20 protein-coding genes and 3 pseudogenes are annotated in these 20,722 nt (G+C 69.7%); 11 read left to right on the top strand and 12 right to left on the bottom strand.

The window, feature by feature from the left end; genetic code table 11:
- Positions 1 to 215 precede the first annotated feature (215 nt).
- Both ACIQU4_RS39565 and ACIQU4_RS39560 read left to right on the top strand, forming a co-directional pair.
- Positions 216 to 536: a hypothetical protein gene (locus ACIQU4_RS39565; RefSeq protein WP_403741876.1), complete on the top strand. Its 321-nt coding sequence runs from the start codon at positions 216 to 218 to the stop codon at positions 534 to 536.
- A gap of 74 nt (positions 537 to 610) precedes the next feature.
- A complete protein-coding gene (locus ACIQU4_RS39560; protein WP_403741873.1) occupies positions 611 to 1,108 on the top strand; it encodes a hypothetical protein in 498 nt (165 codons plus the stop codon).
- A gap of 171 nt (positions 1,109 to 1,279) precedes the next feature.
- Here ACIQU4_RS39560 and ACIQU4_RS39555 read toward each other — a convergent pair whose 3' ends face one another.
- The gene (locus tag ACIQU4_RS39555; RefSeq protein WP_403741870.1) at positions 1,280 to 1,603 is read right to left on the bottom strand and encodes a hypothetical protein; all 324 of its coding nucleotides are present in this window, start codon (positions 1,601 to 1,603) and stop codon (positions 1,280 to 1,282) included.
- 667 nt (positions 1,604 to 2,270) lie between these two features.
- Here ACIQU4_RS39555 and ACIQU4_RS39550 point away from each other — a divergent pair.
- On the top strand, positions 2,271 to 3,440 hold the full coding sequence (locus tag ACIQU4_RS39550; RefSeq protein WP_403741867.1) for a replication-relaxation family protein: 1,170 nt from the start codon (positions 2,271 to 2,273) through the stop codon (positions 3,438 to 3,440).
- A complete protein-coding gene (locus ACIQU4_RS39545; RefSeq protein ID WP_403741864.1) occupies positions 3,376 to 3,687 on the top strand; it encodes a hypothetical protein in 312 nt (103 codons plus the stop codon). The genes ACIQU4_RS39550 and ACIQU4_RS39545 overlap by 65 nt, the downstream gene beginning before the upstream one ends.
- A 199-nt stretch (positions 3,688 to 3,886) precedes the next feature.
- On the opposite strand, the gene ACIQU4_RS39540 is transcribed toward ACIQU4_RS39545, so the two are convergent.
- Positions 3,887 to 4,552: an HSP18 transcriptional regulator gene (locus tag ACIQU4_RS39540; RefSeq protein WP_403741861.1), complete on the bottom strand. Its 666-nt coding sequence runs from the start codon at positions 4,550 to 4,552 to the stop codon at positions 3,887 to 3,889.
- Between the two features lie 128 nt (positions 4,553 to 4,680).
- On the opposite strand from ACIQU4_RS39540, the gene ACIQU4_RS39535 reads away from it, so the two are divergent.
- The 3 genes from ACIQU4_RS39535 to ACIQU4_RS39525 all read left to right on the top strand — a co-directional run bounded on the left by ACIQU4_RS39535 (position 4,681) and on the right by ACIQU4_RS39525 (position 6,147).
- Complete coding sequence (locus ACIQU4_RS39535) at positions 4,681 to 5,115, top strand: Hsp20/alpha crystallin family protein (RefSeq protein ID WP_403741858.1); 435 nt, start codon at positions 4,681 to 4,683, stop codon at positions 5,113 to 5,115.
- 109 nt (positions 5,116 to 5,224) lie between these two features.
- On the top strand, positions 5,225 to 5,620 hold the full coding sequence (locus ACIQU4_RS39530) for a DUF2267 domain-containing protein (RefSeq protein WP_403741855.1): 396 nt from the start codon (positions 5,225 to 5,227) through the stop codon (positions 5,618 to 5,620).
- An 83-nt stretch (positions 5,621 to 5,703) separates the two neighbouring features.
- The gene (locus ACIQU4_RS39525) at positions 5,704 to 6,147 is read left to right on the top strand and encodes a DUF2267 domain-containing protein (protein WP_403741852.1); all 444 of its coding nucleotides are present in this window, start codon (positions 5,704 to 5,706) and stop codon (positions 6,145 to 6,147) included.
- An 84-nt stretch (positions 6,148 to 6,231) separates the two neighbouring features.
- On the opposite strand, the gene ACIQU4_RS39520 is transcribed toward ACIQU4_RS39525, so the two are convergent.
- On the bottom strand, positions 6,232 to 6,405 hold the full coding sequence (locus ACIQU4_RS39520) for a CsbD family protein (RefSeq protein ID WP_403741849.1): 174 nt from the start codon (positions 6,403 to 6,405) through the stop codon (positions 6,232 to 6,234).
- Positions 6,406 to 6,633: 228 nt separating this feature from the next.
- A complete protein-coding gene (locus ACIQU4_RS39515; RefSeq protein ID WP_403741846.1) occupies positions 6,634 to 7,023 on the bottom strand; it encodes an ATP-binding protein in 390 nt (129 codons plus the stop codon).
- 879 nt (positions 7,024 to 7,902) lie between these two features.
- On the opposite strand from ACIQU4_RS39515, the gene ACIQU4_RS39510 reads away from it, so the two are divergent.
- Complete coding sequence (locus ACIQU4_RS39510) at positions 7,903 to 8,199, top strand: MerR family transcriptional regulator (RefSeq protein WP_403741843.1); 297 nt, start codon at positions 7,903 to 7,905, stop codon at positions 8,197 to 8,199.
- Positions 8,200 to 8,218: 19 nt separating this feature from the next.
- Here ACIQU4_RS39510 and ACIQU4_RS39505 read toward each other — a convergent pair whose 3' ends face one another.
- Positions 8,219 to 9,784 (bottom strand): Helicase associated domain protein, encoded by a 1,566-nt coding sequence (locus ACIQU4_RS39505; RefSeq protein ID WP_403741840.1) that lies wholly within the window; start codon positions 9,782 to 9,784, stop codon positions 8,219 to 8,221.
- 25 nt (positions 9,785 to 9,809) lie between these two features.
- Between ACIQU4_RS39505 and ACIQU4_RS39500 the strand changes: the two genes are divergently transcribed.
- Positions 9,810 to 10,304, top strand: a complete 495-nt coding sequence (locus ACIQU4_RS39500; RefSeq protein ID WP_403741837.1) for a GNAT family N-acetyltransferase — start codon at positions 9,810 to 9,812, stop codon at positions 10,302 to 10,304.
- A gap of 19 nt (positions 10,305 to 10,323) precedes the next feature.
- On the opposite strand, the pseudogene ACIQU4_RS39495 reads toward ACIQU4_RS39500, so the two are convergent.
- The 6 genes and pseudogenes from ACIQU4_RS39495 to ACIQU4_RS39470 form a co-directional block, all read right to left on the bottom strand.
- Positions 10,324 to 11,318, bottom strand: a pseudogene (locus tag ACIQU4_RS39495) (IS5 family transposase).
- A gap of 63 nt (positions 11,319 to 11,381) precedes the next feature.
- Entirely contained in the window at positions 11,382 to 12,236 is an 855-nt protein-coding gene (locus ACIQU4_RS39490) for an SDR family oxidoreductase (RefSeq protein WP_403741834.1), read from the bottom strand.
- Positions 12,237 to 12,306: 70 nt separating this feature from the next.
- Entirely contained in the window at positions 12,307 to 12,774 is a 468-nt protein-coding gene (locus ACIQU4_RS39485; protein WP_403741831.1) for a GNAT family N-acetyltransferase, read from the bottom strand.
- A gap of 67 nt (positions 12,775 to 12,841) precedes the next feature.
- Positions 12,842 to 14,163: pseudogene (locus ACIQU4_RS39480) on the bottom strand (UDP-glucose dehydrogenase family protein).
- A gap of 85 nt (positions 14,164 to 14,248) precedes the next feature.
- A complete protein-coding gene (locus ACIQU4_RS39475) occupies positions 14,249 to 15,493 on the bottom strand; it encodes a hypothetical protein (RefSeq protein WP_403741828.1) in 1,245 nt (414 codons plus the stop codon).
- A gap of 63 nt (positions 15,494 to 15,556) precedes the next feature.
- Positions 15,557 to 16,855, bottom strand: a complete 1,299-nt coding sequence (locus ACIQU4_RS39470; protein WP_403741826.1) for an aminotransferase class III-fold pyridoxal phosphate-dependent enzyme — start codon at positions 16,853 to 16,855, stop codon at positions 15,557 to 15,559.
- 211 nt (positions 16,856 to 17,066) lie between these two features.
- Between ACIQU4_RS39470 and ACIQU4_RS39465 the strand changes: the two genes are divergently transcribed.
- Complete coding sequence (locus ACIQU4_RS39465; RefSeq protein WP_403741823.1) at positions 17,067 to 18,446, top strand: helix-turn-helix domain-containing protein; 1,380 nt, start codon at positions 17,067 to 17,069, stop codon at positions 18,444 to 18,446.
- Between the two features lie 142 nt (positions 18,447 to 18,588).
- Positions 18,589 to 19,581, top strand: a complete 993-nt coding sequence (locus ACIQU4_RS39460; RefSeq protein ID WP_403741821.1) for a helix-turn-helix domain-containing protein — start codon at positions 18,589 to 18,591, stop codon at positions 19,579 to 19,581.
- 91 nt (positions 19,582 to 19,672) lie between these two features.
- On the opposite strand, the pseudogene ACIQU4_RS39455 reads toward ACIQU4_RS39460, so the two are convergent.
- Positions 19,673 to 20,652, bottom strand: a pseudogene (locus ACIQU4_RS39455) (IS5 family transposase).
- Positions 20,653 to 20,722 lie beyond the last annotated feature (70 nt).

The raw sequence follows: 20,722 nt of genomic DNA, 5'->3' as shown, positions 1-20,722 counted from the left end.
CTCGGTGTACGCCGACCCTGTCGTGCACTCTCCGCACGGACGCCCGACATCCTCAAGGAGCGCAGGCACGCCGGGCCGCGGTCGGCTTCTGGCCGTTTCGGAGTTTCGCATCGCGAAACGTTCTCATTCCACTTGGCTGTTCGACGCCTCGCGCCGCCAGATGTCGCACGGGATTGTCGTAGGGGCCGCGGCTTCCGCTGCAATAAAAGGTCAGCATGTACCCCGACGTCAGAGTCGGCGGGGTACAAAGCGAAACAGTCGTGTCGACCGCCGAGGGCAATGACACCTGGACCCATGCCCGGGTGATCGCTGCCGGCGAATACGGGATGAACGACTGGGAAGACGACCTCTTCGTCCGCTGGTCCGACGGTGAGGTCACCATGTACGGCAACACTCAAGCCGGCGCCATGGGACGCGAGTACGTCCTCGTGCCTCCGTCGCCCCTCCTCCGCGCTACCGCGCCGGCCATCGTCGGCCGCCCAGAGGACCCATGCGCCACAGTCTGCGGCCCCGAGCTCTACCGCCGCACGCACTGACGCCACCCACCCGTACGACCTTCCGGGGCCTCGCCAACACCACGCGGGGCCCCGGGCCCCTCTAGGATGCTGCCATGCGGATAACCCGTGCCCTCGCCGTTCTGCTAGCCACCGCCGCCTTAACCACCGCCTGCGCCCAGGGCGACGGCAGCCGAGCCAGGGAGTGGGAACCCGACGACGCACTGCAACGCGCGCAGCGGGCTTTGGACGCCGACGACGCAGACACCACGCAGGTTGCCGAGGCATCCAGCTACGTCGCCTCTGGCATTGACCGGACCCTGGACACCCCGGGCGACAAGCCCTACCGCTTCGACATCGCCTGCGACACCGATGGCGTCTCCGCTGTCACCCTTACCATCACCCGCGGCGCGGTCAAGCGGCCCCTCGAAGTCCGCTGCGGAAACCGGCAGGCCTTACGTCTGAACGTACCTGCAGGTTCGGCCTTCACCGTCAAAATCCCAAAGATTGACAAAGAACCCATCCCGAGCGGCGTCATCGTCTGGAATCTCAACACCCTCGAGCCCCACGACATCCACGGCTGCCCAGACGACATCCAGGGCTGTAAGCAGTGACATAGGCCATGAGCGAACCGGCGGACCCTTTTACCAAGGGACCGGTAAGGATGGAACGGGTGCCGACCCGGCGCCACAACGATGTGACGGTCCCGCTGCGAAGCTCCCGTACGACCACGTCGCGCGTCCGTCGGCGCACAGGTAGACCCCAGGTGGCGACACGCACGCCCCTCACGCGCAAGCCGGGCCGGAAGGATGGGTCAGCGAGTGGCCATCTCGACGCAACCAGCCACGGCACCGGGCGGACAGCGGGATGCACCCGACCTCGTCCAGGGCGTGGGAATCCGCGTGCGGCTCCCTGTCGCCCAGGACCCCCATGACGGGGAAGACGATGTTCTCGGCGAGCCGCAGCAACAGGAAGGCCAGCTCCGGAGTGGCCGGCGTGCGGCCGGACGCGTAGTTCCCGCCGTCCATCTGCAGAGCGAGGATGTAGTCGAAAGCGCGGTCGACCTCCTCCGGGGTGAGCGGGGTACGGGCCGGTATCAGGTACGGCATGGAGGCCTCCTCAACTGTCGGCCGCCGTGCGCATCACGGCGACGTCCCGACAGCTTCAGGTCGCGGGCCTCTGGACAGCGGCCGGAGATTTCTCCTCCCCTCGGAAACGGACAAACCCTGCAGACGAGGGGCGTTACCGGACCCCCTTGACCAGCGCCCCGTTCGACGCTGTCTCCGCCCGCTGCGCTCCTGACCAGGTCGACCGCACGGCCGCGAACGCTGTATCGCCCCCTGACCTGCTCTGCGACGGGCGACCGTTAGACAGTGGTCAAGGGGTACCTCTGCAGGCTCTCTCTCCTCGGCCCCGGTGCGGGGCAGTGAGTGAGCGAAGGAGATACAACGATGGCGACGATCCACTGCCGCCCGGGAGACGGCCTGCGGCCGCCGGCCCCGGCGGGCGCCGAGCTGGAGGCGGGCAAGCCCCGCACTGGCTGGGCAAGCCGAAGTGGGCTCCTTGAGTGGGCACTTCGGAGCCTCCTTCGGTACCCACTTGGGGGCCCGACACCCGGCAGGGTGGCAAACATGCAGGTCAGCACGCGAATCAGCGTGGAAACTGCGCCGTCATTCCCCTCTTCTCCCCTCTTGTTGTCCGTATGGGAGGAGATCATCGGGTTCCAGGGGGCCCGGCGCCCTCCACGACCAGACGGGTCCAGCTCACGGCGGACCGGTGCAGCTGGTCGCGTACGGCGTAGGGGTGGAGCTGATGGCAGGCAGGCGGCTGACGAATCCGGCGGGGTCCTCGAACGACCTGCGCGGGGATGTGCTGCGCGTGCTGGGGGTGCTGAAGGTGGCCACGGCCGACCAGATCCAGCGGATCGCCTCACCCCATCTGACCTACCGGCACACCTCGAAGGCGACCGCCTCCGAGCGGAAGACTGCCCGGACGGCCTCGCATGCGGGTGCGCTCTCCGATCTGCGCAAGCACGGTCTCGCCGAGAACGGCGGCACCACCCGGGTGGGGGAGTCGCTGCGGAACCTGACCACCAAGGGTCTGGAGGCCGACTCCTACGAGCTCGGGCGCCCCATGTCGGAGATGGGCTCCACCGCTCGCGGTGCGGGCTCCAGCGGGGCTACCCACCCCATGGCCGTCAACGAGGCGGTCATCGCACTGCTCCGCCCCAAGCCCGACCTTCGGCTGCTCACCGGGGAGCCGGCTGAGGCGCAGGCGGCCGCGCAGGCCGCCGTCGACGCCCCGGCCGGTATTGGCACGATCGCCTCCTACGCGACGGAGGTCCCGCTGCCCGCCACCGGCACCTGGGGTGCGCCGGGCAAGGGCGGTGTCCAGGCCGACATCGTGCTCACCGCCCCGCAGGACGGGATCCCGCTGTTGTTCATCGAGGTCGACAACTGCCACGAGACCGCCGAGGAGATCGCGGCGAAGCTCGCGAAGTACCACCGCTTCTTCAAGCGGCAGATCAAGGACACCGACGGCAAGGACAAGCCGATGTGGCGCACCCGCTGGATGGCCCGCGTTCCGGAGCGCGGGGAGGCCCCGCACCCGCCGGTCCTGATCGTCTTCAACCACATCGGCGCCCGCGACCCCAACCGCACCGTCCCGCGGCTCCAGGAGCTGACCCGGCCGCTGTGGGCTGGCGAGCCGGCCGACGGGTTCAGCAGCTACGACCGGAAGATCCCGAGGCCTGCGCAACCTGCGCGAACATGGTCCCAACGGACCGGTCTTCCTCCGCTTCGGCCGCACCCACATGCAGCCCCTCCACGACGCGATCGGCAACCCCCGCCGCGACGCCGTCCTCGCCCGCCGGGCAGGGCGGATGAAGGCGCAACAGGCGGAGTACCAGGAGCAGTTGCGCCGCGCGGCCGAGCAGAAGAGGGCTGAGCGCGAGGCCGCCCGCCCTGCCTGCGCCGGCTGCGGGACGAAGTTCGACAACGACCGATGGGAGAACACCCAGCTGTCCCCGGGGCCGGGTCACCGGTGGTACCCGACGCTGTGCGAGCCGTGCGAGGCCAAGACGGTCGCGGCCGCCGACCAGGCCGAGCGCGACCGCTTGGAGGCGGAGGCCGCCGTGACTGCCGAGAAGGCCCGCGGCTGGCGCTCCCGCTTCCGCCCCGGGCAAGCCTCCTGATGGGCTGGGCAAGCCTCTCACCGACAGCGAGGGCAAGCCCAAGGCGAACCTGGGCAGGCCTCGCTGTCGGTGGCGGCTGGGACGCATGGAGGATTGATGTCTTGGTCCTCGACGAGGCGGTGATAACGGACGACCGGTCCTCGCCGTTCTCCCGGTGAAGGTGTTCGGCCATCGGCTCTTCGGGCGTGGCCCGTGTCGGTCACGTGCTGCGTTGGTCGTGGGTGTCCTGGCGGAGTTGGTTGGTGTGGCGGGTGAGGGCGTCGATGCGTTTGGCGAGCTCGGCGTCCTCAGGGCGGAGGTGGTTCCGGGTGTCGGCCAGGGGGCGGACGAGGCGGGCGGCGTCGTTGTCGGCGAGGGCCAGGTTCAGGTCTCCAATGGCGGTCTCGGCGCCTGCCGGGAGGCTGGTGAGGGCGGTCACCTGGCCGGCGAGGCGGCGCAGGTCGGCGGCGTTGTCGCGGGCCCAGGCGGTCACGGTGCGGTCGGCGGCACGGGTATCACGGGTGGCCTGGACGCGTTCCTCGCCGGTGCTCCCGGCGGTGCCGGGGCGCAGCCGGAGGTAGCGGCGTTCGGCGGCCTGGCGGCTGGCGACCCCGAGGGGGCCTGCGAGGTCGGCCCAGCTGGCGCCCTGGCCGCGGGCGGTTTCGATCAGGCCGCTCTCCCAGCCGGCGAGCTGTTCGCGGATCTCGCGCAGCATCAGCAGTGCGGCCAGGGCCGGGTGCGGGCCCGCGTCGGCCTCGGTTGCGCGCGGGCCAGGCGTTCCCGCGGAGGGTTGCTGCGCATCCTTGACGGCCTGGTCGATGGCCTCCAGTGCCGCCGCGGCGGCAAGGAAGGGGATAGGTGCGGTCGGCTCTGCGGCCTCGTTCATGGCACTCTCCGTGGTCTGTCATCCTCCTGATGACGTCCTGCTTGTCATCGCTTCGATGACATGCTACAACGGTGGCACGTTGAAGCGCATTGGCAGTTTCTGCCTGAACCAACTGGAGGTGTTTCGCGATGTTGATGCGCACTGACCCGTTCCGCGAGATGGACCGGATCGTCCAGCAGCTTTCCGGCACGTCCGGGACCTGGTCGAAGCCGTCCGCCATGCCGATGGACGCTTACCGTGAGGGTGACGAGTACGTGATCGCCTTCGACCTCCCCGGAGTGAGCACCGAGGCGATCGACATCGACGTCGAGCGAAACATGCTGACGGTCAAGGCCGAGCGTCGGCCCACGGGCAAGTCCGACGGCGTGCAGATGGAGCTCTCCGAGCGGCCCCTCGGTGTCTTCTCCCGCCAGATCGTCCTGGCCGACACCCTCGACACCGAGCACATCCAGGCCGACTACGACGCGGGTGTCCTGACTCTCCGCATTCCGATCGCCGAGCGCGCCAAGCCCCGCAAGATCAGCATCGGCGGCGGGGCCGGCCGCAAGCAGATCTCCGGCTGAACCCTCCCGTATCAGCCGGCAGCGGAGGGCGGGAAGAGCCGATTCCCCTCCGGCAGCCCCGTCCTCCGCACCCTCTTTGACCCCTTCACCCCTTTCCGGAGGTGACGTGATGTCGATGCGCAGGGAGTCGTTTCTGGCCCATGTCCAGGAACGCGGCGGGTACGAGACAGCGGAAGAGGCCGATCGCGTTGCCCGCGTCGTCCTGGCCCTGCTGGGCGCACACCTGGTCGGCAACGTGCGGGCCGAGCTCGCCGCCCGGCTTCCTGAGACGTACGCCCTGATTCTCCTCAACCCGCTGCAGGCCGCGGAACCGCTCTCGCCGGAGCGGTTCGTCCGCGCGACCGCAGCCTGGATCGAGGGCGCCACCGAGAAGACGGCTCTGTGGGACATCGGCGCGGTCCTGTCCACCGTGGCCGCCGCCGCGGGCGACGTCCTCACCCGCGAGGTCCTGCTCCAGCTCCCACCCGGCTACGACCTCCTCTTCGGCCACCCCCAGCCCACCTGACTGCCGACCCACCTGACCGCCAAGCCCACCTGACCACCACCGGCCGGACGCCGGACCCTTCCAAAAGAAAGGCAACCGCAGTCATGTACGACCAGCTTCGACCGAACCTGGGCCATCACGCCATGACGTTCGACCAGATGCTGGAACGCGTGCGCTACGAAGGCGCCTACCCCACCCGCGAACGCGCCGCGGAAGCCGTCCACCACGTCCTGGCCGCCCTCGGCCGACAGCTCACCGGCGACGAACGCGTCGACCTCGCCCAGTGCCTGCCCGTCGAGGCCGCCCTCACCCTGACCGCCCAGATCCCCGACACGCAGCAGCTCACCGGCTGGAGCTTCGTCAAGGACCTGGCGGCCCGCACCGGCGTGAGCCCGGCCGTCGCCCGCTGGGACACCGGCGCCGTACTCGCCGTCGTCACACGCCTCGCCGGCCCCGACCTCATCGCCCGGATCCTCCGCCAGCTCCCCGACGGCTACGCCCTCCTCTTCGGCCAGGCACAGCTGCGCCAGCCCGAGCCCGCCGCCTGACCGGCGGCCCCGGCACACGGGAACACGAGAAACGGGGCCGGAGCCGCCACTGCGGTCCCGGCCCCGTCGCGTGGGGCGGGAGTCTCAGTGCTTGAAGGTGTCCTTGACCTTCTCCTTGGCCTCGCGGGCATCGCCCTTGGCCTGCTCCGCGCGGCCCTCGGCGGTCAGCCGCTCATTGCCCGTCAGGCGCCCAGCGGTCTCCTTGAGCTTGCCCTTGGCCTGCTCGCCCTTCGCCTTGCCCTTCTGCTCACCAGACACAGCTGATCACTCCCTCTTCGGTGGAAACGTCCTACCGACCCCGTATGGCCGCTGAAAGCACTCCCAAACAGACAGAGCCCACCACTGGCCAACCTGGGGCTCTCGCTGGCCCGGCGTTGGCCGTGGGTAGGTGATGGCCCCGTCCGGGCGGCTTCAGGCGGGCCACGGGCGGCCACTCATCAAGGCGCATGCCGCGCCGACCGCATTGGTGTCAGCCGCAACGGCGCTTCAGCGGGGGAGGAGGGCGCGGACGGTCTTGCCACCTTCGGGCGTGGGGGTGACGTCGGTGGCGAGGGCGAGGTCGTTGACCATGTGCCAGCCGAACCCTCCGGTGCCGTGGTGCAGGTCGGGAACGCGCTTGCGCGGCGGATGGGGGCTGGGGTCCTCGACGGCCACTTCGATGCTGCCGGGATGGGCGGTCAGGCGCAGGGTGCAGGTGGCGCCGCCGTGGCGCACGGCGTTGGTGACGAGTTCGGAGACGACCAGGACCACGCTGTCCGCGGCGTCCGGACCGACGGCCGGCCGCAGAGCCCCGAGGAAGCCCCGGGCTGCCTCACGGGCCTCGGCGACAGCGCCCGCGGAACGGACGGCCGGGGCGTCGATGCTCAACGTCTCCATCAGGTGCTCCCTGCTCTGTGACCGTCGATGCCGGATCCCTGCCCGCCAGTTGTGCCCCGGTCCGAAACCGGCCAACCCCGCCGGCTGCGATTTCCTCATCACAGAGCACCCGAAATCTATGTCGGCCAGAGTAGACATTGGGCTGTGGCGTGGTTATGGTTTCTCTCGTAGCGCAGAGAGACAGCAGGGCCTGGCAGAGACGAACTGCCGGGCAGCAAGACCCGCAGTTGCAGTTTGTTGGACGGTGCGGTGGTGGAGTTCCGAAGCCAGAGCGGTTGCAGGGCGGTGACGGGACTGACGGCCGGACCGGGTGGCCCGCAGTGATCAGGGGCCGCCACAAGCAGTACCGCAGTAAGTGCAGTTGGCAGTACCCAGCAGTGAAGTCTGTGAGTGGTACCTCGGTGAAGGCGTCGGCTGCAGGCGCGCGCACCGGGAGGTTCGGCAGTGGGGTTCTAAGCCAGAGCAGACGCAGGATGGGCGACGGGGCTGGCTGCCGGAACGTGGCGCTGGGCGAGGCCACGAGCAGTACGCACCACCAGCAGTACAAGCGGTTCGCAGTATCAGCAGTAAGAGCATTACCAGCAGTACGCAGTCCCCCGTTTGGTAAGCAGTTGATCACCGAGGGAAGAACGGAGGAGTTGAGGCGCCATCAGGATCGCCCGGGCGGAACTCTGAGCCCGGGTACCGCAGGACATCGATAGTGAGGTGGTCTCCGGTCACGCAACCGCGATCCCCGCATTCCCGACAGAGCTCAGGTCGGGTCGGCGGAAACAGAAGGCCGGCGCAGTATCAGGGCCGGCAGATGGTGTAGCAGTTCCTTCGGGGCCCGGGTGCCATTACGGCACCCGGGCCCCTCCACGCGTTCCACAGAGAGGTGCAATGACCGCAGACGATTCGTTCGGCCGTCTCGATGACGACGACTACCCCGCCTACACCATGGGCCGGGCCGCAGAAATGCTCGGCACCAGCCAAAACTTCCTCCGCGCGATCGGCGAAGCCCGCTTGATCACCCCGCTGCGCTCCGAGGGCGGGCACCGCCGCTACTCGCGGTACCAGCTGCGCATCGCCGCCCGTGCACGGGAGCTCGTCGACCAGGGCACCCCCATCGAGGCCGCCTGCCGCATCATCATCCTGGAAGACCAGCTCGAGGAAGCCCAGCGCATCAACTCCGAATAGCGCCGCACTACCGAATCCGTCAATCCGACAGCCGGGGCTTGAGCTGGGGCGCGCCTGCCGGTTCTCGGCGGGCCTGCGCGCCCCTGGACAGCCGACGGTGGCCGTGGTCACGACGACGCCCATCACGCCCACCGCATCCCGACACCTCGGACAGCTTCTCCACCCGCTCCGACGTCAGTGTGGCGGCCCGGCATCGCTGGTTGTCGACCCACGTCCCCAGCTTCAGCGAAACGTCCCGCTGCGCCCGGCCGTCGCCGTCGAGGGTGATGGTCTCGATGTGCTTGCGGGGCACCGTGAGGTGGCCCTCGCGGGCGAAGAACTGGGCCGCGGCGGCGTAGTGCATGGCCCACTTGTCGGCCTGGCTGGTGCGCGGCTTCGGCTTCTCGTCCTCGCCGGCGGGCTCGATCCCGAGGACCTGCTCGCACATCCACTGCTGCACGGCGGTGAGCTGGTCCCACCCGTGCCGGACCGAAGTCACCGACCGGCCGAGGTCCTCGCCCTGGCGCACGACCTCGCCGGCCGTGGTGGGCACTGCCTGGCCGGTGTCCAGGTGTTGGCGGACGAGGTGGAAGCAGCGCTGCCACGTTACCGGCCATGCCGGGCACCAGGAGGGGTCGATCTCTTCCAGCTGTTCGCGCCGTTCCCGCGTCATCGCGCCTGCCGGCGATTCCACCGGCAGCCCCTCGGCACGCCGCTGCTCGATGTCCTGTGCCTTCCGCGCTGCGGTCCGTGCGTTCTTCAGCCAGATCCCAACGGCCGCGCCCCGGTAGGCGGCGTCCAGCGGCGCGAGGAGGTGGCCGTGTCCGGTGGCCCACCCGTGGGTGGCGGCCAGGCCCTCGGCCCAGGCGGTGTCGGCGTGGGACCAGACCATGCCGAGCTTCTCCAGCTGGGCGACGCGGTCTGGGTCCATGTCGCCGCGGTTGTAGAAGCGGCGGGCGTCGGCGGTCCACTGCCCGAGCGGGAAGCCCGCGAGGGCAGCCGGCCACCCGGCCGCCTCCGAGTTCTCGACGGCCGGCACGCGGCAGACGAAGGGGACCCGCAGGTTCCCGTGCATGCGGGCGTAGATGACGGCGGCTTCTACCCCGCGCCGCCAGTGCTCGTGTTCGGGGTTGAGGACGCGGAGGTTGATGAACGCGGCGAGCGCGGCCGGGTCTCGGGGCGTACTGAACTTCAGGAGGGCCTTGGCGGGGGCGCTGACGCTGCCGGTCCCGTTGCCGCTCGTCGGGCTGCTGTTCTCTCTGACGGGCTTGTAGCGGCTTGGCGCCTGCTGCTCGGCGAGGGTCTCCACGATCCGCGCGTCGTGCGCCCGGAGCGCCTCCAAGAGCTTGGCGAGGCCGCCGTACGCGCGGCTGGTGAGCATGTTGTCGGCGGTCTCGCCGGGCCCGAGGAGGATCGGCACCACGAGCGAGGCCACCTTGTCCTCGCCAGGCTGCATCCGCAGGGCGCGGCCGACGGCCTGGACGAGGTCGGCCATGGAGCCGCGTACGTCGGCCCAGTAGACGGAGTCGCAGTTCTTGGTGTCGACACCCTCTCCTAGGGCCTGTCTGAAGTCGTGATCAGGCGGCGGGGTGGGTGACAGCTTCATGCATGGGGCCGGTTAGGGTCTGCGCATGTTCGCTGAGCCTGTTCCCGCCCCCGTTCTTACGTTGCGCCTCGCAACCCGCACCGACCTGCCCGTGGTGCTTGCCCTGCTTGCCGATGAGGAGCGGGTGGTGGACCCGGCGACTGTCATGGTCACGGAGGCTTACGAGTACGCCTTCGCGGAGATCGACGCGGACCCGCGCAACGAGATGATGGTCCTGGTTGAGGACGCCGACGGTCAGGGTGAGGGCGGGACGGTGGTGGGCTGCCTGCAGGCGACGTACATCCCCGGGCTCGGCAAGGGAGGCGCCGAGCGGGTCCTGATCGAGGCGGTGCGGATCCGCGCGGACCGGCGAGGCGGGGGGCTGGGCCGGATCTTGATGGAACGTGCGGTCGCGCGGGCACGCGAGCGTGGCTGCGGACTGGTCCAGCTGACGAGCAACAAGCAGCGCGAGGACGCGCACCGCTTCTATGCCGGACTCGGCTTCATCCGCAGCCATGACGGGTTCAAGCTCGGCCTCTGAAGTCCGCCGCCAGCAGCGATCATGTGGGGCTCAGGCTGCGGAGCCAGATCACCGCGCCGCGCAGGTGGAGTCCGGCGAGGTAGCTCTGCGGCGTCTTGTCGTAGCGGGTGGCGAGCCCACGCCATGCCTTGATCTTGTTGATGCAGCGTTCCACGGTGTTGCGGTCGCGGTAGAGCGTGGCGTCGTGGTCGACGGGCCGTCCGCCCCGGCTGCCCTTCTTCTTGCGGTTGGCGGCCTGGTCCGCCTTCTCCGGGATCACCGCTTTGATCTTCCGTTTGCGCAGGTAGGCGCGGTTGGCGCGGGAGTAGTACGCCTTGTCGCCGGCGACCGCGTCGGGCCGGGTGCGCGGGCGGCCGACCGGGCCCCGGACTTTGACCTTGTCCAGGACTGGGACGAACCGGGGGCTGTCGGCGGCCTGCCCCTCGGTCAGGACGAAGGAGAGCGGGCGGCAGCGCGGATCGGAAGCGAGGTGGACCTTGGTGGTCAGGCCGCCACGCGAACGGCCTAGCAGGGCTGCCTCCAAGCGGGCCCGGCGCCGTCGCCGGATACGCCGCCGTTCCTCCCGGTCCGCGTCGACCGGGCCCTGTTCGCCTTCAGCCTGCGGCTTTCGTTCTTTTCCGCGGCCCCCTTTGACGTCTCAGCGGCCTTCTCCAGGGACGACAGGACCTCCTCGTCGACCCGCATGCCCGCGGCGTCGTGATGGGCACGGGCGACCGTGGAGTCCACGCTGACCAGGGACAAGTCCGTCTGCCCGCGCCGAGCCGCCTCGGCGATCATCCCGTCCATCAGCGCCTCGAAGATGCCCGCGTCACGCCACCGGATGAAGCGGTCGTAGACGGTCTGCCAGACCCCGAACTCCGGCAGCATCTCCCGCCACTGGGCACCCGAGCGGAACTTCCAGATCACGCCCTCGAACTGCTCCCGCAGATGCTCCGGATACGGGCCGGACCTGCCTATTGGCAGGAACGGCTCGATCAACTCCCACTCATCGCTCGCGAGTTCCCTACGCGCCATCCCAGAGGTCTACCAGTCGCCGAACGATCACCGGAAGACGCATCTCACCCATTGATCACGACTTCAGACAGGCCCTAGAGGCGTTGCTGTTACGTCCGTGCTATGCAGGAACTGCCGGGCCCCGCGCAGTGTGGTGCGCAGACCTCGCTGGGTGGCCCGGCTGTCGAGGCGTACGTCGAGGGCGCCGGGCAGCGTGCTGGCGGCCCGTAGGCCGGTGGGGAGTTGGGACGCGTCGAGCCCGTCCCGCTCGGCGATGAGGATGCCCAGCTCGTGACGGCTCACGGCGTCGGGCCCTGCGAGGTGGTGGACTCCGGTCGCGTCGGCGGCTGCCAGCTCCAGGAGGGCCGCGGCCAGGTCGGTGACGTGCACGGGGCAGCGGATGTCGTCGGTGAACAGGACGCCGTCGCGCATGCCGTCGGCGAGTTCGTGCACGGCCTTCTCGTGCACGGACCGGCCGTGACCGATGATCAGTGACGTTCGGGCGACAGCGGCCTTTGGGTGCACGGCGAGGACGCCGGTTTCTGCCGCGGCCTTGGCCGCGCCGTAGGGGGTGATGGGGTCGGGGAGGCTGGATTCGTCGTAGTGGACTTGCGAGCCGGAGAACACTGCGTCGCTGGATATGTGGACCATGCGGGTTCCGTACTTCGCCGCGGCCATAGCGAGCCGGATGGGGCCCTCTGCGGTGGTCGGCCAGTGGGCAGATCCGCTCGACGCATTGAGGACGAGCTGTGGGCGCACCTCGGACAGGACGGCGTCCAGGCTTCCGGCGTCGCGCAGATCGAGGTGACGCCACGCGGTGGAGGAGGCGGGGCCGGGTTTGGTGGCGTATGTCGCGACGGTCGTGTGGCCTGCTGTGTTCGCCTTCCGGACCAGTTCGGTCCCGAGGAAGCCGCTGCCGCCGACGATCAGAACTGTCATTGAGCCACCGTAGACCGGCTCTACCACGGTGAAGGCGCTCACCCGGGAGTCCGGGTGACCGCCTTCACCGTCAGCGTGCCGGTGGGCCCTGCCAGACGTATCGGACGTCCGGCTCGCGCTCGTCGTTGCGCAGGCCGTCCGTCCGCTCGACCGCGATGAAGCCGTGCCGCTCGTAGAACCGGTGCGCCGATACGTTGACCTGGAACGTCCACAGCGCCAGCCCGTCTGGCTGCCGCTCCTTGGCCAGGGCGATGAACCGGTCGCCCAGGCCCCGCCCACGCCACGCGGGGTCCAGGTAGAACTGCTTCAGCTCCCCACCATTGATCACCATGAGCCCGACCACGTTTCCTCCGGTCACCGCGACCCAGGTCTCGTACCGGGGCACGAGTACACGTGCGAACCAGTCACGTACGTCGGCTTCTTCATGGGCACAGCGCACGGTCGGTAGCGCGGTGGCGAAGGAGCGCAGCCAGACGTCGGCCGCGGGACGGGCGTCGAAGTCGTCGGCGCGACGGAGAAAAACGTTGTCACTGGTCATGGCAGGGCTCCTCCGGCTTTCCAGACGGTTGGTGATGCGATGCGGGCTTTCTCCTCGGGGACCGGTTCTACTTCCCCGGTCGTCCGAGCTGGTGGACGGTCCAGCCGGCCGTGCGCCAGGGCTCGGGGTCGAGGGTGGTGCGGCAGTCGACAGCAGGGCGTCGGCGGGGAGGCCGACGAGGGCGTGGGGGTCGGCCTTGCCGTACTCCGGCCATTCGGTGGCCAGGACGACGAGGTCGGCTCCGTCGACGGATTTGGCGAGGTTGTCGGTGTAGTCCAGCTCAGGGTTGCGGGTCATGGCGGAGGCCACTGCCTGCGGGTCGTGAACAGTGACGTTGCCGCCGGCCTGCTGGAGGGCGTGGGCGAGGGCGAGCGCCGGGCTTTCTCGGACGTCGTTGGTGCCGGGCTTGAAGGCGGCGCCCCACACGGTGATGTTGGCGTTCTTGACCGGGTGCCCGCTCAGGGCTTCGCGGATGAGGCCCATGGCGACGTCGGTGCGGCTCTCGTTGATCTCTTCGGCGGCCCGCAGGAGGGTGGCTGCCTTGTCGGCGCCGAGCTGGTGGGCGGAGGCGGTGAAGGCGCGGACGTCCTTGGGGAGGCAGCCGCCGCCGTAGCCGATGCCCGGCCGCATCCCGCCGCTGCCGATGCGCGGGTCGATGCCGAGGATTTCCACGATCTGGGAGACGTCGCCGCCTGCGGCCTGGCACATGTCGGCGACGGCGTTGATGTAGCTGATCTTCAGGCCGAGGAAGGTGTTCGCGGCGCCCTTGGCCAGCTCTGCCGTCTGCGGGTCGGTGACGAAGAGGGGGACGCCGGTGTCCAGGATGGGGGCGTAGACGGTACGGATCGCCTTTTCGGCCTCGGTGGTGGTGAGGCCGGCGATGATGCGGTCCGGGCGCAGGGTGTCCTCGACCGCGTGGCCCTCGCGGAGGAACTCCGGGTTCCATACGACGTCGACGCGTTCGCCGGCCGGGGCCAGGCGCTGGGCGAGGGCGGTGACCTGGACGGTGGTGCCCACGGTGACCGTGGACTTGCCGACGATCGTGCACGGCCGGTCGAGGTGGGGAGCGAGCTGGCGGATGGCGCCGTAGACCTGTGCGGTGTCGTAGGAGCGGCCGTCCGCGTCGATGGGGGTGCCGACGCCGATGAAGTGCATGTCGGCGAAGGCCGCGGCTTCCTGGATGTCGGTGGTGAACCGCAGGCGCCCGCTCGCGGTGTGCCGTGCCAGCAGCTTCGGAAGGCCGGTCTCATAGATGGGGCACTGGCCCGCGTTCAGGCTGTCGACCTTGGCCTGGTCGACGTCCACCCCGATGACTTCGTGACCCAGTTCGGCCATCGCGGCCGCGTGCGGGATGCCGAGGTGTCCGCAGCCGATTACTGAAATGCGCATTCCTTGACTCTCATCCTGGGAGGGGCCCGCGTGGCGGGGCCGGGGAACGAGCCCAGAGGCTAGCGCCGTTGCCCGGCCCCGCATTTCACGCGCTGGTCGAGTTGGGGTTCAGCAGCCGCTCCAGCTCGCCGATCGCGACGGCGGCCGTCTGCCGTACGACGACGTCACCGCTCTGCGGGGCTTCCAGGGGGTACTCGAACCAGGTGCCGTCCGGACGGGGGAATCCCTCCGGGTCGACGATGAACACCTTGAGGCCGGCCGCGCGGGCCCGCTTGGCCACCCACCGCCGGTCGGCGTGCAGGCCGATCACGACCAGCGCCTTCGCGTCGGGGTGGAAGCTGACCGGCGGGATCCGCTGGTCGTAGCGGCGCATGAACTCCTCCTCGAACCCCGCACGGGCGCCGAGCGCGTCGAAGTTGTTCGTGATGAACGGGCCGACCATGTGCCCGGCCTCCTCCATACGCTTGAGCGCATGCAGGGCCGGGGTGACCTCGGTGTTGAAGCAAGCCCGGTACATGTCCGACAGCTCGCCGACCTTGTCCTCGGTGTCGAGGAACATCTCCGCGAGCAGCGGGTCCCTGCCCGGCGCGAGGACGAACGTGAAGCCCTTGCCGAGCTGCTCGTCCTCGATCTCGTTGACGTGGTACATCTCGTGGAGCCGGTGCAGCGGCGGGATCCCGGCCTCGTAGGAGACCCCGCAGCCGACCTCGACCTGGAACGGCAGGAAGTCCGTGAGTTGCGCCAGGTCCTCGGCGTAGACCGGCTGTCCAGGGGTGTCCTTGACCCGCACCCCGTGGGTCAGGACCTCCCACGGCCGCCGCCGGACTGCCCTTGGGGGGAAGCAGTTGACGGACGTGAAGACGGTGTCGATGACCTCGTAGTCCGCCGGAAGCCGACGGCCTGCCCGCAGGTCCTCCGGGTGCTCCTCGACGCGGATCATGTGGACGCGCAGGTCCCCCAGCTCGAACCGGCCCGCCCCGACCTGCTTCCAGCCGCCCTCGGACAGCATGGCGTGGTTCTGCTCCCACGCCTCCTCGATCTCGGACCGCGGGGCTGCCACCGAGTGGTACAGGTACATCTGCGTCATGGCGAGCGACGGCGCCGCGGTGGTGTCGACGAGTCCGTACTGGTGCCAGTAGTGGACGATGCGGCGGCGCGCGTCGCCCTGGCCCGTCCAGCCGGAGTTGGAGGCGGTCTCCTCCTGCTGGGTGCGCCGCCAGATGCCCTCCTCCTCGAAGCGGGGCCGGTCGGCGCTCACCCCGTAGAAGTCGTGCCACTTGCGGAGCTGGGCCTCGTCGAGCTGGTCGATGACCGTGACGGGAAACTGCATGACGTGTCCTCGGATTCTGCTTCGAGACGGTCCGTCCCCACAGCAGGGGAGCGGCGGGGCGGGTCAGCTGAGGGTGGCGACCGCGTCGGTCAGCGCGGTGGTCAGGAAGTCGATGTCCTCGTCGCTGGAGTTCAGCGGGGGCGCGACGACCAGGCCCTCGCTGCGCGGGTCACCGGCTCCGGTGAACGGGTAGAAGAAGACGCCGCGCCGCTCGCACTCCTCCATCAGCGGCCAGAGCAGACCGGGGGCGACTTCCACCCCGTACAGGTGGCCGACGCCCCGGACCCCCCGCACCGGCGCCCAGCCGGCCAGGGACCGCAGCGACGTGCCCAGACGCTCTCCACGCGCGGTGAAGGCGCCGAAGTCCATGGCCTCCAGCTCGTCCAGGACCCCCAGACAGGCCGCCGCCTGGAGGGGGTGGGTGGCCATGGTGCCCATTGCGGGCAGCGGGTCCACGTCCTTGTGCCGCAGCAGCGGCGCGATCTGAGGCGACATGAGTACCGCTCCGACGCCGGTGTAGCCGGCGCCCAGGCCCTTGGACAGGATGACCAGGTCGGGCTCGCACCCGTCCCAGTGATGACTGGCCAGGGGCGTGCCGGTGCGCCACAGCCCGGTCAGGACCTCGTCGTGGATGACCAGGACGCCCCGCTCCTGGCAGATCTCCGACACCCGCCGCAGGTAGCCGGCCGGGGGCACGAACGCGCCGCCCGTGGTCCCGTTGATCGGTTCGATCAGGACCGCGGCGACGTTCTCTACACCCCTGCTGTCGATCGCCCGCGCCACCTCCTCAGCGCATGAGGCATCGCACCCGTGCCCTTCATGTGCGTGGCCGTGCGTTGGCGGGTAGGGCGCGGGGAAGGCAGGGCCGAGGCCGTAGCGGTCTTCGGGACGGGGGTTGCGGATCTGGTTGCCCGCGACCCCGAGGGTGAACATGCTGTTGCCGTGGTAGCTCAGGCTGGACGTCAGGATGTCCCCGCGCCGCTTTCCGTCGCGGACCCGCACGATGTTCCGTGCCAAGCCCACCGCGACCTCCACGCCGAGCGTCCCGCAGGTGGTCAGCGCGACGGAGTCCTCCGGACGGTCCACGGCGCGGCACAGGCGGTCCATCAGTTCCATCTGGATGTGAGGCTGGACGACGGCAGCGCCGCCGAACGAGTAGCGGGAGAACTGCTTCTCGATCCGGGCGAAGACCGCGGGGCTGCCCTGCCCCACGTTCGCGCAGAGGAGGCCGCTCGATCCGTCGAGGATCCGGCGGCCGTCGGCACGGTGCAGCCAGGGCCCGTTGGAGCCCACGGCTTCGAAGTCCGGCAGCGGCCTGGAAGACGTCAGCAGACGGTCGCGCTGCGGCAAGTACTGATCCACGGAGAAGTCCCTTCTGGGGAGTGCTCACAGGGGTGGGGAGTGCGCGGCGTTGGCGAACCGCCGCAACTCCAAGACCACCGCACCAGGACGCGGTAGAACAGTCAGTAGCCATTGGGCTGCAAGGAGTTTGCATCTCGTGCAAGTACGGACGGCCGCGTCCGGGCCCCCGCTCTCGGGGACCACGCAGCCTCGGCTACACCGGGACGGGGTTATGGATGCAGTTCGAAAGTCACAGGTGACACCCGATGCGCCATCACCGGGCGAGGTGGTCCGCACAACGCGCAGAACCCAGGGCATGACCCTGGCCAAGCTGGGATCGCTGACCGGCTACTCGGCCGCCCAGGTATCCCGTCTGGAGCGCGGGAAGTCGAACATGACCGACCTCTCCGTGCTCCAGCGGTTCGCCCAGGCTCTCGACATCCCGCCCCAGGCGCTCGGCCTCGCCCCGACGACCGGCGCCCATCCGGACCCGCTGAGTCCGCAAACCGGGCCGTATCCCAGCCTGCCCGCCCCTACTCTGGGCACCCCAGGGCGCGACGACGGAGAGGACCCGGTGCGCACGCGAAGGCAACTGCTCGCGAACCTGGCGGTCACCGCGGCGGCCGCCATGGGAGCCCCCCTCGCCGGCGCCACCCCGGCCAACACTGAGGAGGCGCAACTCGGCGAGACGCTCGTCGCGGGGCTGCGCGACGCGATGCTGGGACTCGGCCGCGCGGCCCCTGACACGCCCCCGGACCGCCTCTCGGCGGAACTGCACCGCGCCTCGGCCGACTTCAACGACTGCGCGTACTCCAGCCTCGCCCTACGGCTCCCACGCCTGATCTCCGCCGGGCACCAGTCCAACAGCGACAACTTCCCCGTGCTGGCGCAGGCCTACCTCCTGGCGACACGCATCCTCATCAAGCTCGACGAGCCGCAACTCGGCTGGATGGCAGCCGACCGCGCCCGGCAGTTCGCCGCCGCCGGCGGCGCGCCCGTCGCGGTCGCCGAAGCGGCCCGCCAGCAGGCCGTCCTCGCCCGCAAGGCGGGATGGCACGACCAGGCCCTCACCCTCGCCCTGAACGCCGCCGACGACCCGGCCCTGCGCGAACTCGGAAACGCCGGGATCGCCCAGCGAGGCCTGCTGCTCCAGTGCGCCGCCTACACCGTCGCCCACCAACGCGACCAGACAGGCATGCGCGAACTGACCAGCGAGGCCACCGCCATCGCCAAGAGCCTGGGCTCCATCACCCACCTCCGGGACACAAACGGCGGGTTCAGCTGGGCCACCGTCCAGCTCCACCTCATCTCGGCTGAGAACACCGCCGGAGATCCCTCGGCCGCCATCGCCGCAGCAGACGCTCTCGCCCCCCAAGCACTCCCCACCACGGAACGGCGCGCGCTCTACTTTACCGACCGCGCGAAAGCCTTCGCCCAATGGGGCCGACGAGACGAATGCATCCGCGCCCTCCTCCAGGCCGAATACTGGGCCCCCCAGGAAACCCACGCCCGCCCAGCCGTGAAATCCCTCGTATCTGGCCTGCTGCTCTCCGGACGCACTACGCCCGAACTCCGAGGCATCGCCGCCCGCACCGGAGTCCTGCACAGCTAGCTGAACCCCGAACCCGCCCTCGCGCACCTCACCGCCGAGACGGAGCCGGTCGCCGGGAGCACGGCACCACGAGTGCCGCGGCGACGACTTGCGGACGTGGAGGCCGCCCCTGTTGGGCAGTTGGCGTATCCGCAGGTCGCCCGTGGGGAGTACCGTCCGGGTGAGGAGTCCAGAACGGAGAGGTGCCGTCAGGACCCATTCCCCTGACACGGGCATCGGGGCGCGTGTGCGCGTGGCCCGGATCGCGGCAGGCCTGACGCACGCGGAGATGGCCGGTCTGGTGGGCCGCTCCGAACGCTGGGCCGAGGACGTCGAGACCAGCCGCCTCCCACTGGACCGGTACTCACTGATCACGGCCGTGGCCACGGTCTGCGAGGTCGACGTCGTCTGGCTGCTCGGACAGCCCTACCGGCTCCGCCGCGAGCAGGGCTCGGCGGTCCCGCACGTGCCCGCGCTGCGCGCCGCGCTGCGGCGTTCATCCCTCATTCTCTCCGGTCACCCCGGTCTCGTTCCGTCCGCGCCGGCTGCCGACGTCCAGCGGGTCCGGGACCAGGCGGCGGCGACGAACCGGCACCGCCAGGGCGCGAACCTCCCCGCGGTCGCCGGACTCCTGCCCGCCCTGCTGGAGGACCTCAACACCTTGATCCTTATGCATGAGCGCGGCACGGCCGAGTGGGACGAGGCCCTGCGCCTGCTGGTGGACGCGGCCCGCAACGCGCGCCAGACCCTCAATCAGACCGGACTGCCTGATCTGGCGTGGGTGGCGGCGGAGGTCGCGGCCGGGGCCGCGACCCAGTTGGACGATCCGATCGTGAAGGCCGCGGCGGAAACGTGCTCACCGTGTCAGGGACCGTGGTGCAGCCCCGGAGTCGTGCGGCGGGAGCTGGAGCGACGCGTCCCGGAAGGCCATCACCCGCATGTGACTGGAGCCGACGGCCTCCTGCCCCATGGGGGTGTTGATCCACTTCTGGAAGCGGGCCGTGACCTCTTCGGCGGCTCGTACGGCGTCGTCGCGGGTGGCGTACGCCGTTGGGTCCTCCGCTCGACGAGCCGCTGCATCACCGGCTCGGCGGCGTCGGCCGCGTTCTCGGCCACCGGTGGCGAAGGCGTCGAGGCAGCCTCGGCGGTGCTGTAGGTGATGGTGGTCGTCGGAGAGCCATCACGGAGCGTGTTGGCGCACGCCCCGCTGAAGAGCCGGTGCCGCTAGGGCCTGTGTGATGTTGTGATCAGTCGGCGGCTTTCAGGAGGTCGTCGATCCAGATCATTGCGGCGCGGAGGTGCAGGCCGGCGAGGTAGCTCTCGGGTGCCTTGTCGTAGCGGGTGGCGATGCCGCGCCAGGCCTTCAGTTTGTTGATCAGACGTTCGACGGTGTTCCGTTCCTTGTAGAGATCGGCGTCGTGGCTGACGGGCCGGCCGCCTCTCGCGCCCTTCTTCTTCCGGTGGGCGGCTTGGTCCCTCCTCTCCGGGATGACTGCCTTGATTCCGCGTTTGCGCAGGTAGGCGCGCTTGCCGCGGGATGAGTAGGCCTTGTCTCCGGCGGCCGCGCCGGGCCGGGTTCGGGGACGGCCGACGGGGAAGCGGATCCGTACTTTCTCGAGCACGGGGATGAATTGCGGGCTGTCCGCGGCCTGTCCGGCGGTCAGGACGAACGCGAGCGGACGGCATCTGCAGTCCGAGGCGAGATGAATCTTGCTGGTCAGTCCGCCACGGGACCTGCCGAGCAGGGCTTCCTTCAGACGGAGCTTGCGTCGGCGTCGGACGCGTCGACGCTCGGCCTGTCCGTTCTGTTCCTCCGGTCCGCCCCTTTTTGCCGGGCCTCCTCCTGTTCCCGCGCAGCCTCTTCCAGGGCCTCCATGAGGCTCTTGCCGACGCGCATCCCGGCGGCGTCGTGGTGGGCGCGGACCGTTGTGGAATCCACGCTGACCAGCGACAAGTCCGTTTTCTCTACGCGGGCGGCCTCGGCGATCACGCCTTCCAACAGCGCGGAGAAGACGCCGGCGTTTCGCCAGACCCGGAAACGCCCGTAGACGGTGGCCCAGGGGCCGAACTCGGCAGGCATCTCCCGCCACTGGCCGCTGGAACGGAACCGCCAGATCACCCCCTCGAACTGTTCCCGCAGCCGCTCGGGGTACGGACCGTACCTGCCGATCGGCAAATACGGCTCGATGAACTTCCACTGACCATTGGTGAGTTGCCTACGCGTCACGACCAATGTCCTACCGGGTTCCGCCCCACAGAGAAGGCAAAACCCAGCAACTGATCACGACACCACACAG

Origin of the sequence: Streptomyces sp. NPDC090741 (assembly GCF_044769045.1) — a bacterium.
In the GTDB taxonomy this organism is placed as follows: domain Bacteria; phylum Actinomycetota; class Actinomycetes; order Streptomycetales; family Streptomycetaceae; genus Streptomyces.
Note: the sequence above shows the minus strand (reverse complement) of the source record. Positions and strands in the feature narration are given on the sequence as shown.